Origin of the sequence: uncultured Anaerococcus sp. (assembly GCF_947253225.1) — a bacterium.
Classification (GTDB): Bacteria; Bacillota; Clostridia; order Tissierellales; family Peptoniphilaceae; genus Anaerococcus.
The window spans coordinates 45,471-62,040 of record NZ_CAMXYR010000003.1 but is presented as its reverse complement, the minus strand read 5'-3'; the positions used below and the strand labels follow the sequence as shown (position 1 = coordinate 62,040).

The following is a 16,570-nucleotide window of genomic DNA, read 5'->3' as shown; positions in this document are numbered from 1 at the left end:
GGCTGGTCAGCCCTAATCTATGATGGCAAAGACTTCCACCAAGCTCCACAATACGACGTAAGAATTGTAGATAGAGTAGGAGGAGGAGATAGCTTTGCAGCAGGTCTAATTACAGGACTCCTAGATGGCAAAAGCCCAGCAGATGCCTTAGACTTTGGTGTAGCAGCATCTGCTTTAAAACACACAATCAAAGGCGACTTTAACCATATGTCAAGACAAGAAGTAGAAAACCTAGTTGGAGGAGATGCTTCAGGTAGGGTGCAAAGATAATAAACTTTAAAATCTTTAGGGAGGGTTCGCTCCCTTCCTGAAGATTATTTTTTAAAACAACGGAAAACGATTATCAATCAGCTTAAATTAAATTCAGGAGGTAAAAGTGAGTGATAGAAAATTAAAATTAGGAATTATTGGTTATGGTACAGAAGGCTCTATGTATGGTAAATTCATTTCTGAAGGCATGGTAGCAAACGTTGAAGTTACAGCGGTTTGTGATATAGATTCTCAAAAATTAGACCTAGCAAAGAAAGTATTTCCAAAGGCTAAGTTTTATGAATGTTACAAAGAAATGGTAGATAGTGGAGAAGTAGAAGGAATCGTAACTTGTGTTCCTCACTACCTACATCCAGAAATGGCTATCTATGGTTTAACTCATGGAGTAAATGTTCTAAATGAAAAACCAGCTGGTGTTTATACTAAACAAGTTAAGGAGCTTAACGAAGTTGCCCAAAAATCCGACAAGGCCTATGCTCTATTTTTCAACCAAAGAACCAACCCACTATATAGAAAACTTAAAGAAATCCTAGACTCAGGAGAGCTCGGTACAATCAGAAGAACCAACTGGATTATCACAACTTGGTGGAGACCAGACGCTTATTATAGGCAATCTGACTGGAGAGCAACTTGGGGCGGAGAAGGTGGAGGAGTTCTAGTAAACCAAGCTCCTCACCAACTCGACCTTATCCAATGGATGACAGGTGCCCCTGATAGGGTTTACTCAAGCGTTCAATATGGCTATCAAAGAGATATTGTAGTAGATGATCAAGTTCACTTCCTTATGGAATATGATGATGGAAGGACTGGAGTTTTTGTAACAGGAACTAACGAAATAATTGGAACTGACAGGTTAGAAATCGTATGTGATGGTGGCAAGATTGTTGTTGATGATTCCAAGAAGGCTACAATTTATAGGCTCAAAGAAACAGAAAATGACCTCAACGCTAGAATGACAATTGATGATGTTAGGATGCTTTTTGCAGGACAAATGAAGTTTGATGACCTCTTTGAAACAGAAGTTATTGAAGAAAATTCTGTATGGGGTGGTCAACACTGTGAAGTCCTTAGAAACTTCGCAGCTCACATACTCGATGGGGAAGAACTTCTTGCTAATGGAGCAGAAGGAATCAACGGAGTAAGACTTGCAAATGCAGTTCACCTTTCAAGTTGGTTAGGCAAGCCAGTTTCTGTAAAAGATTTTGATGATGATCTTTACCTAAAACTTCTCAACGAGAAAATCAAAGAAGAAGGAAAATTCCAAGAAAGAAAGTAGGGATTTATGTTAAAAGTTGGAGTAATAGGCCTCGGAACAGTTTCGCCAATCCACCTCTTTTCCATAAATAATTCTCCCTATGCTAGGCTCGTTGCAGTTTGTGATATAGATAAAGAAAAGGCGATTAGTAAATGCCAAAAAATCAAATGCGAGATAACTCCTTGCTATGAGGATTACAAAGAAATGTTAGATAAGGAGGACTTGGATGTAGTTCACATCTGCCTTCCTCATTATCTTCACGCAGAGGTTGCTAAGTATGCCTTGGCTAAGGGGGTCAATGTATTTTGCGAAAAGCCAGTAGATGTAAGCTATGAAAAAACCAAGGACCTCTACGATTTCTACCAAGCTTACAAGGATAGGCAAAAGCTTGGTATCTGTTTTCAAAATAGGTACAACAAGACGGTTGTAAAACTCAAGGAGCTTATAGAAAAAAACAAGGAAGAAGTATTTGGAGTAAAGGGTCTGGTAACTTGGTATAGAAATATGGACTACTATAAGCAAGCTCCTTGGAGGGGAACTCTAAAAGAGGCTGGAGCTGGAGTAATAATTAACCAAGCCATCCATACCCTAGACCTTATGGCCTTCGTAACAGGAAAAGACTGGAAAAGCCTTACAGCAACTATGACTAAGCTTATGAATAAGGAAGTCGAAGTAGAAGATACAGCCAATGCCTTCATTGAATATGAAGATGGGGTAAACGGACTTTTTATCGCGACCAATGCTTATTCAATAACTGATTCAATTGAGCTACAAGTTATAAGTCAAAAAGAAAAATACACAATAAAAGATAATAGGCTTTACAACAAAGCCTTAGAATGCCTGGCAGAAGATGATAAAAGCGATGCAACCAAGGATTATTATGGAGCAGGTCACGAAAAACTAATCAACAAATTTTATAAAGCCATAATTGATGACACAGATGATTATTGTGATTTAGCTTCCGCTATGGAAACTATGCAAATAATTCAAGCCATAATCAATTCATCCAAGACCAATAAAGAAGTAAAAAAAGAGGAGATTATTAATGACTAAAATAGGAGTACAAGCTTCCACAGTAGTGGATTCTTTTAAGGAAGTTGGACCTTATGAAACCTTCAAAAAACTTTCAGATATAGGCTATAAGTCTGTAGAAGTATCTCAAGTGGAAACAAGCAAAGAAAATATCGACCAAATCATAAAAGCTTGCAAGGATTTTGATATGGAAGTAGCAGCTATGTCAGCTGCCCTCGAGCCAATGTTTAAAGGTCAAGAAAGCCTTGAAACAGACTATGATAAGATTGTAGCAGACTGTAAGGCAGTAGGAACTGACCTACTTAGAATAGGTATGCTACCTTTTGACAAGATGGCAAATCTTGATAAGGCGATTGAATTTGCAAAAAAAGCCAACGAATACGCCATAAAACTCAAGAAAGAAGGAATCAAACTCTACTACCACAACCATCATGTAGAATTTGTAAAATACGATGGTAAATATCTCCTTGATATCATAGCAGAAAACGCCCCAGAACTTGGCTTTGAGCTTGATGTTCATTGGGTGCAAAAGGGTGGAGAAAATCCTGTAAATATCCTCAAAAAATACGCAGGAAAAGTAGAACTTGTCCACCTAAAAGACTATGAAGTAATGCCACTAACTATGGATGACTTGAAATTGATGCAAGAAGACTTAACTGCCTTTAGAACTGCTTTCGACAACAGGGCAAGATTTGCACCTTTAGGTCAAGGTTCCCTCCCACTAAAGGAATGTGCTGACCAAGCTATCAAGTCAGGTTGTAGGTACCTTCTAGTTGAACAAGATTCATCTTATGGAAGAGATCCTTTCAATGAACTGAAAATTTCCTATGATTGGCTAGTAGCTAATGGATATGGAGACTTGTTCTAATGGCTATGGATAAGAAAGATGGCATGAACTATGCTCCCCAAGGCAAGGCCAACAAGGTTGTGGAACCTGGTGAATTTAAGGTAGGAGTAGGAGCCCTTGACCATGGCCATATTTATGGGATGTGCAATGGTTTAAAGGAAGCTGGGGCAGAAATAGTTTATGTTTATGACAAAGACCCTGAGAAAATCAAAGAATTTCAAGAGAAATTCCCAGAAGCAAAAGCTGTTAGCTCTGTGGATGAAATTTTAAAGGATGAAGATATAAAGATGCTCGCAGCAGCAGCCATTCCCAACCTAAGATCTGCTCTTGGAAATAAGACTATGAGAGCTGGTAAGGACTACTTTACAGACAAGACTGGTTTCACAAGCCTTGATCAATTAGAAGAAACAAAAAAGCTTGTAAAAGAAACTGGCAGAAGATACTTTGTATACTTTTCTGAAAGACTCCACGTTGAAGGAGCAATTTTTGCTGGAAAGCTCATAGAAGAAGGAAGGATTGGAAGAGTCATCCAAGTTACAGGTTTTGGACCTCACAGCTTAAACAAGGAAAGCCGACCAGATTGGTTTTTCAAAAAAGACCAATATGGGGGAATCTTAACAGATATAGGTAGCCATCAAATCGAACAATTCCTCTACTATACAGGAAATGAGGATGCCAAAGTCCTCCATAGCAAGGTAGCAAACTACGCCAATCCTGATACTCCAGAGCTAGAAGATTACGGAGATGCAACCCTTGTTGGGGAAAATGGTGCAACATTTTTTTATAAAGTCCACTGGTTTTCTCCAAAAGGGCTATCAACATGGGGAGATGGAAGGACTTTCATAACAGGAACTAAGGGCTCAATCGAAGTAAGAAAATACACAAATCTTGCAACAGATACCACAGGAGACCATGTATTTTTGGTAGATGAGAATGGGGAAGAACATTTTGAGGTAAATGGCAAAGTTGGATTTCCATTCTTTGGAGAGATGATACTCGATTGTATAAATGGCACAGAAAATGCCATGACCCAAGAACATATCTTCAAGGCTCAGGAGCTTTGCTTAAAATGCCAAGAAGAAGCGATAGTAATAAAATAATTTGAGAGAGTAATATGCAGAAGAAAGTAAAGCCGTTTGGCATAAGCGATAAAGTAGGCTACATGTTTGGAGATTTGGGCAATGGATTCTCCTTTGCCCTTTCATCAGTATTTTTCATGAAATTTTACACAGATGTTATGGGAGTAAGCCCAGCTAGTGTAGGATTAATGATGCTTGTAGCGAAAATAATAGATGCCTTTACAGATGTTGGTATGGGGCAGATAGTTGATAGAACACCACCAACCAAGGATGGAAAATTCCTTCCTTGGATTAGAAGAATAGCAGGACCAGTTGCCCTAGCGAGTTTCCTCTTGTATCCAACCTATTTTAAAGATATGCCTATGGCAGTGAAACTTGTGTGGATGTATGGAACTTACATACTTTGGGGCTCTATTGCCTATACAGCTATTAACATTCCTTATGGGTCAATGGCCTCAGCAGTTTCAGAAAACCCTGACCACAGGACCCACCTTTCTACATGGAGAACTATAGGAAGTCAAATCGGTAACTTCATTATAGCAGTAATTGGACCGATGTTTGTTTACTATAAAGACCAAAATGGTCATGAAATTCTTTCAGGAAATAAGATGGCCATCTTTGCCTTAGCTTGTTCAATTCTTGCAATTATTGCCTACATGCTTTGTTTCAAGCTAACAACTGAGAGGGTGAAGATTCCAAAGAGCGATGAGAAATTTTCATTCATTGCAACCTTCAAGGTAATGTTCTCATCAAGAGCCCTCATAGGTCTGATATTAGCATCCCTCTTCTTCCTTTTATCAGTAATGGCAGTAAGTGGAATGAACTCCTACCTATATCCAAACTATTTTAGAAATGTTAAGGCTATGAGTTTTGTGGGAACAAGCCAAATGGTAATCACCCTACTAATGGCTACAATTGTACCAAAACTTTCGGCAAAATTTGGCAAGAAAGAAGTAACAGTATTCGGTTTGTTAATATCAGCTGCAAGCTACCTTGCTGCCTACTTCCTTCAATTGACAGATGTGAGAATATTCATCTTCCTTGTGATACTTTTCCAAATCGGAACTACCTTCCAAGGAATAACTAGCTGGGCTATGATTATAGATGTAATAGACGATCTTGAAGTAAACAAGGGTAGGAGAGATGATGGGGCGATTTATGGAGCGTTCTCATTTTCTAGGAAACTTGGTCAAGCGGCAGCATCTGGCCTTACAGGATTTCTACTAACATCTATAAATTATAGTGCAGCAAGTAAGTTTGACCCCCAGGTAACAGCAGGAATTTATAACATTTCAACCCTACTTCCAGCAGTTACAATTCTCTTGGCAGCCATAGTTTACCTAGTAATCTACCCACTTGGTAGACAAAAAGTTTACGAAAATGCCAAATATTTACATGAGAAAAGACAAAATATCTAGGAGAAAATTATGCAAAAAACAAATAAGCCTTTTGGCTGGGCCGATAAGATTGGCTACGCCTTTGGGGATATAGCAAATAACTTTACCTTCAACTTTATAGCAGGATTTCTTATGCTATTTTATACAGATGTATGGGGAATTGACCCAAAGGTTGTTGGAGGTCTCTTCCTTGCTAGCCGTATAGTAGATGCTTTCACTGATGTCGGTATGGGAAGAATTGTAGACAAATTCAAGGGCAACAAGGACGGAAAGTTTAGACCATTTATTAAATGGGGAGCTATTCCTGTTGCTTTCGCAGGTTTTTTACTATTCCAAACAGGACTAAAGGATATGTCAATGACCTTCAAGCTAGTGTATATGTATGCTTCATATATATTCTGGGGTTCAATTTGCTACACCTTTATCAATATACCTTACGGCTCAATGGCCTCAGCAGTTACAGCTGATCCTGACCAAAGAACTGAACTTTCAACTTTTAGAACTTTAGGTGCTACAATAGCAGGCCTTACCATTGGTTTTATCACACCAATGTTACTTTTTAAGGCAAATCCAGCAGGTGGAGAAGATATCCTCCTCATGGGTAGGTTTCCTCTAGTTGCAGGAGCTTATGGCATCCTTGCCGTAGTTTCTTATATGATTTGTTTTAAAGGAGTTAAGGAAAGAATAAAACTAAATAATTTTAAAGTAGCAGAAGATCTTCCAAAAACTAAGGGAATTGGCCATGTCCTATTAAACAGATCCTTGATATCTGTAATTGTTATGGCGATTCTTCTTTTGATGGCTATGCTACTTGTTGGTTCAATGAATGCCTACATCTTTAGAGTTTACTTCCAAAATGGAAAAGGCATGGCTCTAGCAGGACTTTTTGCTCAACTACCAATGCTTATAACAGCACCAACTGCTATGAAACTTGGTCAAAAGTGGGGCAAGAAAGAAGCCTCAACCTTTGGTTTCCTTTTCTCATCTGCAGTTTACATCCTCCTTTTCATCCTCAAGGTAAATAATATGTATGTATTCCTTGTAGGAACATCCTTTGCCTACTTTGGTCTAGGGATTTTCAATACCCTAACTTGGGCTATGATTACAGATGTAATTGATGATTTGGAAATTAAAAATGGTAGACGTGATGATGGAACAGTTTATGCAATTTACTCCTTTGCGAGAAAACTTGGTCAAGCCCTTGCAGGAGGTCTTGGTGGTTTTGCTCTAACAATGGTTGGCTATGTTTCTGGTGCCACAACCCAAACTTCTGAAGTTGCTATGGGAATATACGCTGTATCGACCCTAATTCCAGCCATTGCACTTGGTGTAAGTGGACTTGTAACTTGGTTTATCTATCCATTAGATAAAAAGACAGTTGCTAAAAACGTTAAAATACTTGATGAAAAGAGAGCTTAACTAGATTTAATCCCCTAGCGAGGGGATTTTTTCTAAATAAATTATTTTTACAAGCTCTAGGGTAAAAATATAGAAAGACTAAGGAGGAAATATGGATAGACAATTAAAATTAGAGGTAAGAAATAAGAAACTCATCCAAAATGAGGGTTTGGAATTTAAGGACCTAAATGGGAATGGAGTTTTGGATCCTTACGAAGATTGGAGACTTCCATCAAGCGTTCGTGCCAAGGACCTAGCCTATAGGATGACTATAGAAGAGCTAGCTGGAAACATGATGATCAAGTCCCAAAGAATGGGTCTTGCCCAAGAAGATAAGGAAAAAACAAGCTATGATGGTCTGCTTGATGAAGAAGTTTACGAAGATACAAATATTTTTATAGGACAAGTAAACCACGGTTCAACAGGACATATACTCAACAAAAACCTACGCCACTTCATCCTAAGAGATAACTTCTCTGAGGAGGAAATAGCTAAGTGGACAAATGCTATGAACGAAGTTGCAGAAAGCTCAAGACTTGGTATTCCAGTAATAATAGCATCAAACTCAAGAAATGAAAATGCAGAAAGAACCTTCGGTATGAACGATGCAGTTGGTGTATTTACAACATACCCATCAACCCTAGGTCTTGCAGCAGCCTACCTTGGAGATAAGGCAAGAAACTACCATCCAGATGGAGATTATGAATACTCAATCTTCAAGGAATTTGGAGAAATTGCAAGAGATGAGTGGAAATATTCTGGGCTAAGAAAAGGCTATATGTATATGATTGATACAGCAACAGATCCAAGATGGCAAAGATTTTACGGAACCTTGGGAGAGGATGTAGAATTAATAACCAAGGCTGGTGAAGACCTAATCGAAGCCTTCCAAGGAGATGAACTAAATAGCGAATCTGTAGCCTTAACTATGAAACACTTCCCTGGAGGTGGAGCTAGGGAAAATGGCTTCGACCCTCACTATAAAGAAGGTAAATTCAATGTTTATAGGACTCCTGGCTCCCTTGAAAAATACCATCTTCCACCATTTAAGGCAGCAGCAGAGAAAAAAGTTTCATCAATCATGCCTTACTATTCAATACCTGCCCACGACAAATCAGCAGTTCAAAACTATAAGGGAGAAAAAATTCCTTTTGAACCAGTAGGTTTTGCCTTTAACAAATACTTTATCCAAGACATCCTAAGAGGAGAAATGGGCTTTAAGGGCTACATCAACTCAGATTCAGGAATCCTAGATAACATGGCTTGGGGGATGATGCACCTAGATAAACAAGACCGTGCAGCCTGTGCTATCAACAACGGAGTTGACCTAATTTCCGATACCAATGAAGTGGAATGGATAATCAAGGCCTATGATGAAGGAAAAATAACAAGAGAAAGGCTAATTGAAGCAAATATTAGACTGCTAACAGAAATGTTTGACCTAGGTTTATTTGACGATAAAACCTACGTTGACCCACAAAGGGCAAAAGACTTTGTAGCAGATATAGAAAATAAGAAAAAAGCCTACTCTGCCCACCAACGTTCAGTAGTTTTATTAAAAAACAAGGACAAGACCCTACCAATGAAGGATAAGGCAAAAGTTTATATAGACTTCCTCCACAAGGAAGAAGAAAAGGCAGAGACCTTCAGAAAAGAAACCATCGGAGAGCTAAGAGATAGGAAAGATATAGAAATAGTTGAAGATGTTGAGGATGCAGAATATATCTTTGTCCAAATCACACCAAAATCAGGCAACTACTTCTCAGCAACTCCAGGTCTTCTTGAACTTGACCTTTGTGAAAACAAAACCAACAAGGCAACAGATGGCAGTGAATACACCGAGACAACAGTAGCAAATATAGGAAAGCTTGATGAATACAGAAAAATTGCTGATAAAAATGGAGCGAAACTAATAATAACTGTAAACTCAACCATGCCTTGGCTTTTAGGAAAAGCAGAAGAAAAAGCAGATGCCCTCCTAGCCCACTTTGAAACTCTTTCATCAGCCCAGATGGATATACTAACAGGAAAATACTCCCCAACAGGTAGACTCCCATTCACCTTTCCTAAGGGAGAAGAAGCTATAGCAGTAGATGAAGAAGGAATCTGCATAAGTCCTAACGATGTCCCAGGTTATGATAAAGACAAGTACATGCCTGAAGGAAGGACCTACGCCTACAAGGATGAGTGTGGAAATGAATACAAACTAGGTTTTGGTCTGGGATATTAACTTCTTATAGCATCCCTTAAAATTATGAATATTGAAAGCCCCAAGCCTTGGAAGTTTAGGAAAAATCAAGGGCCAAGCCGAGACTTTGGATTGTCTATGATTTAAAGCCTGTCCTTTATGACTTTTTCTAAGAGGAGCTTCTAGGGCTAGGGGCTTTTATCTTTATAAATTTCACCTATAAATTATTATGATAATTTCACAAGCTAATAGCCATAAGAATTTAGACTTTATTAGGGATATAATAGTTATACGCTATTCCCAAGGAGAGAGTCTATGACTATGTAAGGGGTGGCATACAAAAGCTTGTGATGAAATATATAAAATCATATGTATTTTTATTGAAAAAATATTTGACAAAGTTCCTTATTGACCTTATAATATATTCAACAATAATTATTTATAAAAATTACGAAAAAAAGAGTAGGCTTATGGATGAGCTCAGAGAGTTGGTAGCTGGTGGGATCCAATCTCGGAAGTAGGTACGAAAATCATTTTTCTTTTGCATGTCTGAACCAAGTAGGATGTGTCGCCATGGTTGGCGTTATCGAAACCCTGCATTGTTGGATGCTTGAGCTGCTTATTTTATATAAGAATAAAGGTGGTAACGCGGAAATTTTCGTCCTTTGTCTAAGATTAGACAAGGGACTTTTTTGATGGATAAGTATTGTTGTATTAAATTTTGGGAGGAAATAATGAAAAAATTGACTAGAAGTGAATTCTTACAAGTTAGCATAATGCTCTTTGGCTTGTTTTTTGGAGCGGGCAATTTGATTTTCCCACCTCTTTTGGGAAATCTAGCAGGAAGTGCTACTTTTGTTTCTTTATTAGCCTTTAGTGTTACCGCTGTTTTATTCCCTGTTATGGGTTCAATAGTAGTGGGCAAGACTAATGGTCTATCAAACTTATCTAATAGGGTGGGTCCTTTGTTTTCTGTTGTGTTTACAACAGCTATCTACCTATCCATAGGACCTGGACTTGGGATACCTAGAGCAGGGTCTGTGCCTTTTGAGATGGCTATAGCTCCATATATACCAGTAAGCATCAACCTTAGTCTTGCAAGGCTTGTTTATACTTTAGTATTTTTTGCCATAGCTTTAACCATCTGCCTTAAACCAAATAAGCTTGTGGAAAGAGTCGGTAAATACCTAACTCCAGCTCTCTTGCTTTTGATAGCTTTGATGTTTTTAAGGGTTGTAACTATGGATAAGGCTGTAGCAGCTCCAAGTGGCGACTACCTAAAAGCTCCAGTTACTAAGGGATTTTTGGCAGGCTATGATACTATGGATGCTGTAGCTGCCCTAAACTTTGGCTTTGTAATTGCTCAGGCTGTAAGACGTTTCGGGGTTACTGATGAGAAAGAAGTTACCAAGTATGGAGTAAAGGCAGGTTTGCTTGCAGGTTCTGTCCTCTTTGTAGTCTATGCCATGCTTGCAAGTGTAGGAATGATTGGATCTGGGAAGTTCCAAGGCTATGAAAATGGGGCAGAAGTCTTAACTGAAGCAGTTAGGTTGTCTTTTGGAAACTTTGGCTTAATTCTTCTTGCCTTTATCTTCACTCTAGCTTGCCTTACAACTTGTGTAGGTCTTATAACAAGTGGTGGGTCTTATTTTGAAAAGCTATTTAATAACAAATTATCATACAGAACTTGGGTTTGCATATGGACTTTATTCTCTTTCATAATGGCGAACTTTGGCTTGAACAAGCTACTAGCCTTTTCTGTACCCCTCTTGCAAATAATCTATCCTGTAGCCCTAGTTTTGATAGTTATGGGCATAAGCCACGATTATGTAAGATATACCAAGGAAAGCTACCTATTAACAGCATCAGTTGCAGTAGTCTTGCCATTTATAGAAGTTCTTATAAAGACTTTTAAGCTAAACTTAGGCCTTGTAGGTAATATCCTAAAGGCTCTTCCTCTTTACGAAGAAGGTCTATCTTGGCTACTTCCAAGCCTCTTTGTTTTGGTATTTACGAGCTTGCTAGTCAAGGTTGTTGGTATCTTTGTCGAGCTTAACCAAGCTAGGGAAGAATTGTAAATTTTATAAATAGGAGTGCCCTCATAAGTTGTGAAACTTGGGGCACTTTTTTTATGCTAATAAACTTGTATTTGTGGTATGGTAGTTATAGAAAAGCATAGGACTTGCGTTAATAAAGAAAAGGAGTTGTTATGACATTTAGGAAAAATTTTTTGTGGGGAGGAGCTACTGCTGCCAACCAATGTGAGGGAGCCTTTGACCTTGATGGGAGGGGGCTTGCCAATGTAGACCTCTGTCCAGTAGGTGAGGATAGGGTTCCAGTAATTACAGGCCAGAAAGAAGCTTACGACTTTGATGACAAAAATTTCTACCCAGCAAAAACAGCCATAGATATGTACCACCACTACAAGGAGGACATAGGTCTTTTTGCTGAGATGGGATTTAAGGTCTATAGGTTTTCTATAGCTTGGACTAGGATTTTTCCTAAAGGAGATGAGCTAAGTCCTAATGAAAAGGGGCTAGAATTTTATGAAAATCTGATTGATGAATGTTTAAAGCATGGGATTGAACCACTTATTACCATAACTCATTTTGATTTTCCTATGAACCTTTGCGAAAAGTATGGAGGTTGGAGAAGTAGGAAAGTTGTTGGTTTTTATAAAAATTTTGTTAGGACAATCATTGAAAGATTTAAGGGAAAGGTTAAGTATTATCTGACTTTCAATGAAATAAATATGATTCTAGCAGCACCCTTTATGGGAGCTGGACTCTCATTTAAGGATGGAGAAAATCAAGAAGAAGCCATGTATCAGGCTATCCACAATGAATTTCTTGCTAGTGCCTATGCCACAAAAATCGCCCATGAAATTGATCCTACTATAAAAGTCGGTTGTATGCTTAATTCAGGAGTGATTTATCCAGCAACTTGCAAGCCTGAGGATGTTTTTGAAGCTCAAAAGGTAGCCAGAGATAATTATTTCTTTACTGATGTCCAAGTTAGGGGATATTATCCAACCTACAAGCTTAGAGAGCTTGAGAAAAAGGGAATCTTGCCTGAAATTACCGATGAAGATAAGAAAATCTTGAGGGAAAACACTGTTGATTTTATTTCGATTTCTTATTACACGACAAAGACTGTAACAAGTGATAAGAAGGTGGCCCTTTCTAAGTCGAATTTACAGAAAACTATTGACAATCCCTACCTTCAAAGAACCGAGTGGGGCTGGCAGGTAGATGCTCTTGGTTTTAGGACAACCCTAAATGAGATTTATGATAGGTACCAAAAACCGATTTTTGTCGTTGAAAATGGGTTAGGGGCTAGAGATGTGGCTGATGAAAATGGTTATGTAGATGATGCCTACAGGATAGCCTACCTAAGAGAGCATATCAAAAATATGAAAGATGCAGTGGAGATTGATGGGGTAGACCTTTTTGGCTACACAACTTGGGGTCCAATCGACCTTGTTTCTGCAAGTACGGGACAGATGAGCAAGAGGTATGGGTTTATCTATGTGGATTGTGATGATTTTGGGAAAGGGAGCCTAAGGAGAACTAGGAAGAAATCTTTTTATTGGTACAAGAAAGTCATAGCCTCTAATGGAGAAGACTTGGACTAGAAGATAATTATAGGATAAACTACTTGGTCTAGGGAGAAAATCAGAGTTTTTTGTAGAAGTCTTATTAGGCTTCGTAAACTAAAACTCTCGCCTTGGATAAAGTAAATTAAAAAAGGATGATTTAAAATTAATAAATTGTCCCATCATAAGGCTTGGACTTATGGTTAAGTCCAAGTCCCCAGATTTTTAAAATACCTAACCTAGCTTGACTAGCTTAGCTAAAATTGGGAGGGTTTTATGATGATGGGACAATTACTATTAATAAATTTTAAGCATCCTTTTTATTTGGTAAAATCACAAAGATTTACATAGACTGGCATGCCTGATTCGAAGCTTTGACCGAGTTCGCCTTGGATTAGTGGAAGGGCGTAGGCCATCATTTTTTCTTGGAAGGTATTTTTGTCAGCAAGCCATGTTTCTGGGATTTTCATTTCCTTGTTGGCGATAAGGTCGGGTTCGACTTCTGTGTAGAAAATTTCGTAAACTTGGCTCTCTTTTCTCCTAAGAACTGGGATGAGGTTGGTTTGGTTGATGCCAAGACTTAGGGCCTTGTAGCCAAGCTTGAAGGCCTCTTCTGTGTCAGTTTTTGAGATGGTTGAGGCAGTCCTCTGGACTATGTTTAGCTCGACAGCCCTAGCTTTTACGCCAAGTTTTTCTCTTAGATAGTCGGCGAGCCTTTGGGCAACTCCGCTTATGATTGGGTGGTTGAATCCATCATCTGAGTTGGTGAACATTTGTTTGTCTAGGTAGGAGTCCCTATCTCTAAAGCCTTCTGCCATAGCTATGATTAGGTTTTTTTCTGCCTTCATCTCTTCTTTAATATCAGCAACTATTTCTTCGATAGACTTGTTAATTTCTGGAACGTAGACGAGATTTACCAAATCCTTGTCCATCTTGTGATTGGCAAGAAGGGATGAGGCTGCGAGCCAACCTGCGTGTCTGCCCATGATTTCAACAATTGTTACAGACTCTAGGTCGTAGATATCGACATCGTTTCTGATATTTCTTAGGGTGTGGGCTATGTATTTGGCAGCTGACCCAAAACCTGGTGAGTGATCCATGCCATTTAGGTCGTTATCAATTGTTTTTGGACAACCAACAACGTTGATATCTTCAATCTTGTATTTTTGGATGTATTCATTTAGCTTTTTGACTGTATCCATAGAGTCATTGCCCCCGATATAGACAAAGACATTTATTTCTTTTTCCTTGAGGAAGGCGAAAATCTTTCTATAGATTTCATCATCTATATCCTTGGGAAGTTTAAACCTACAAGAACCGAGGATGGATGATGGACGAGCCATAAGTCTGTCTTTGGCCTTATTTTTCTCAAACTTATCCTTATCAACTTCTCTAATATTCCTATGGAGGATGCCCTCTATACCATTTAGACTTAGGTAAATTTTGTCAAAATCATTGTCGATTCCTGCCTGGATTACACCAGCAAGGGACGAGTTTATCACACTTGTTGGACCACCTGATTGAGCTACTATACAATTCATAAATTTCTCCTTATTAAGCAAATTTAAGCTTATATTACTATCCCTAACATTATATCAAAAATCTGGGCAATAGTTAAAAATTTTGACAAAAAAAGCTGAGATAGCTTATATCTCAGCTAAAATTATATTTTCTTTTTTAAAATTCTCATAGCCCAAAGGATGGAAACTATTGATACTCCAACATCTCCTCCTACGGCCATCCACATATTGGCATGACCTAAAAGACCTAGGATTAGGATTAGGATTTTGACAATCATGATGAAGATGATATTTTCCCTCACTGTAGAGTTGGTAAGCTCAGCTATTTTCATAAGCCTAGCAAGCTGACTAAATTCTCCGTTAGTTATTAGGATATCGGATGATTCTATAGCCAGATCACTCGCTGTATCTCCCATAGAAATCCCCACATCTGCATTTTTGAGGACAGGTGCATCATTTATCCCATCTCCAACAAAGATACATGGATGTCCATTTGCTTGGTAAGTTTTCATAATCCTTAGCTTTTCATCAGGCATAACTTCTGCATAAAACTTAGTAAGTCCAAGCTTTTGGGCAGTTTCTCCAACGGCTTTTTGACTATCTCCAGAAACTATGGCAATCTCTTTGAAGATTTTTTTAAGCTTGGTAAGGGTTCTCTTGGCCCCATTTTTTATTTCATCTTCTACAAAGACGCTCGCACACAATTTGCCATCTATTGCCATGTAGATGGCACGAGAAGAGGTTTCTGTAAGATTGATGTACTTACTAGAACCAACCTTTACTTCCTTGCCAGCTGTAGTTTTTGCACAAACACCCAAGCCTTTTTCATTAACAAGCTCAGTAAATAGTTTTTTGTTGGCAGGACGATTTAGGTTTTTAACTATTCCCTTAGCTATAGGGTGGGTTGACATTAGCTCGATATTATAGAGGTAATCGAGGACTTCATCTCTATCAAAACCTTCTTCGATTTGGATATCTCGGATGGCGAACTTACCCGTTGTGAGAGTTCCAGTTTTGTCTGTAAGAAGGACATCCGCCTTAGCTAGACTTTCAAAGTATTGGCTACCCTTGATTAAAATTCCATTTTCGCTTGCAAGTCCAAGCCCTGACATAAAAGATAGGGGCACTGAAAGCACCAAGGCACAAGGGCAGGAGAGAACCAAGAAGGTCGCTGCACGAAGGAGGTAGTCTTGCCATACGCCACCCCAAAATAGGGGAGGGATAATTCCAAGAAGGATGGCAAAAGCAACCACTATTGGGGTATAAATCTTTGCGAATTTTGAGATGAATTTTTCGCTATCTGATTTAGAGGAGGCAGAGTCTTCTATTAACTCCATAATTTTTGCCGCAACTGAATCATCAAATTCCTTTAAAGCCATGATTTTAATTATACCTTGGTTGACTAGGGAGGAAGATATAACTTCATCTCCAACTTCAACCTCTACTGGCATAGATTCTCCTGTGATAGATGAAGTATCAAGGCTGGCACTTCCTTCTACGACCTTGCCATCTACACCGATTTTTTCACCATCACGAACAAGGAGGATATCTCCGACTTCTATATCGTCAAGGTCGACTTCCTCGGTTTGCCCATTTTCCAATACACGTCTGGCTACATCAGGCACAAGGTCAAGAAGGCTTTTGATATTCTCCCTTGACTTGTGGGTAGCAATTTCCTCAAAAAGTTCTCCAAAAGAGTAGAAGAGCATAACTGCAACAGCTTCAAGGTATTCCCCGATTATAATTGCAGTTATAGTTGCAATCGCCATAAGGAAGTTCTCATCAAGGGCAGAACCCCTCTTGAGATTTTTAAAAGCCTTCAGCAAGACTTCCTTGGAAGAGATTATGTAAAGGAGGAAAAATCCCCATTTTCTCAAAGCTCCCAAGAAGAAAAATCTTGATGAAAGCTCCAAAACCGTTGCGAGTAGCCCAATGGCGATGAGGTTGAGGAGAGTCTGTTTGTGGGCATCGGTCATATTTTTAAGCATA

At 38.8% G+C, this 16,570-nt stretch carries 12 protein-coding genes and 1 other annotated feature; of the genes, 10 read left to right on the top strand and 2 right to left on the bottom strand.

Annotated elements, in window-relative coordinates; genetic code table 11:
- From Q0W95_RS00995 to Q0W95_RS00950, 10 genes are all read left to right on the top strand, one after another.
- A partial coding sequence (locus Q0W95_RS00995; protein WP_297788725.1) for a PfkB family carbohydrate kinase occupies positions 1–270 on the top strand: 270 nt, incomplete at its 5' end.
- 106 nt (positions 271–376) lie between these two features.
- A complete protein-coding gene (locus Q0W95_RS00990; protein ID WP_297788723.1) occupies positions 377–1,546 on the top strand; it encodes a Gfo/Idh/MocA family oxidoreductase in 1,170 nt (389 codons plus the stop codon).
- A gap of 6 nt (positions 1,547–1,552) precedes the next feature.
- Complete coding sequence (locus Q0W95_RS00985) at positions 1,553–2,578, top strand: Gfo/Idh/MocA family oxidoreductase (protein WP_297788720.1); 1,026 nt, start codon at positions 1,553–1,555, stop codon at positions 2,576–2,578.
- Positions 2,571–3,425: a TIM barrel protein gene (locus Q0W95_RS00980; RefSeq protein WP_297788718.1), complete on the top strand. Its 855-nt coding sequence runs from the start codon at positions 2,571–2,573 to the stop codon at positions 3,423–3,425. Before Q0W95_RS00985 ends, Q0W95_RS00980 begins: the two co-directional genes overlap by 8 nt.
- A complete protein-coding gene (locus Q0W95_RS00975; protein ID WP_297788716.1) occupies positions 3,425–4,504 on the top strand; it encodes a Gfo/Idh/MocA family oxidoreductase in 1,080 nt (359 codons plus the stop codon). Before Q0W95_RS00980 ends, Q0W95_RS00975 begins: the two co-directional genes overlap by 1 nt.
- A 14-nt stretch (positions 4,505–4,518) precedes the next feature.
- Entirely contained in the window at positions 4,519–5,901 is a 1,383-nt protein-coding gene (locus Q0W95_RS00970; RefSeq protein ID WP_297788714.1) for an MFS transporter, read from the top strand.
- Positions 5,902–5,910: 9 nt separating this feature from the next.
- The gene (locus Q0W95_RS00965; protein WP_297788712.1) at positions 5,911–7,299 is read left to right on the top strand and encodes an MFS transporter; all 1,389 of its coding nucleotides are present in this window, start codon (positions 5,911–5,913) and stop codon (positions 7,297–7,299) included.
- Positions 7,300–7,390: 91 nt separating this feature from the next.
- Positions 7,391–9,508 carry a glycoside hydrolase family 3 N-terminal domain-containing protein gene (locus Q0W95_RS00960; protein ID WP_297788709.1) on the top strand — a complete coding sequence of 706 codons (2,118 nt, stop codon included), beginning with the start codon at positions 7,391–7,393 and terminating at the stop codon, positions 9,506–9,508.
- Between the two features lie 399 nt (positions 9,509–9,907).
- Positions 9,908–10,135: a binding site (T-box leader), on the top strand.
- A 65-nt stretch (positions 10,136–10,200) separates the two neighbouring features.
- Positions 10,201–11,544 carry a branched-chain amino acid transport system II carrier protein gene (gene brnQ / locus Q0W95_RS00955; protein WP_297788706.1) on the top strand — a complete coding sequence of 448 codons (1,344 nt, stop codon included), beginning with the start codon at positions 10,201–10,203 and terminating at the stop codon, positions 11,542–11,544.
- Between the two features lie 131 nt (positions 11,545–11,675).
- Entirely contained in the window at positions 11,676–13,100 is a 1,425-nt protein-coding gene (locus tag Q0W95_RS00950) for a 6-phospho-beta-glucosidase (RefSeq protein WP_297788703.1), read from the top strand.
- Between the two features lie 281 nt (positions 13,101–13,381).
- Here the strand turns inward: Q0W95_RS00950 and Q0W95_RS00945 are convergent, their stop codons facing one another.
- Together Q0W95_RS00945 and Q0W95_RS00940 are read right to left on the bottom strand one after the other, a co-directional pair.
- The gene (locus Q0W95_RS00945) at positions 13,382–14,602 is read right to left on the bottom strand and encodes a diphosphate--fructose-6-phosphate 1-phosphotransferase (RefSeq protein ID WP_297788700.1); all 1,221 of its coding nucleotides are present in this window, start codon (positions 14,600–14,602) and stop codon (positions 13,382–13,384) included.
- 122 nt (positions 14,603–14,724) lie between these two features.
- The gene (locus Q0W95_RS00940) at positions 14,725–16,569 is read right to left on the bottom strand and encodes a heavy metal translocating P-type ATPase (RefSeq protein WP_297788698.1); all 1,845 of its coding nucleotides are present in this window, start codon (positions 16,567–16,569) and stop codon (positions 14,725–14,727) included.
- Between the last annotated feature and the right edge of the window lies 1 nt (position 16,570).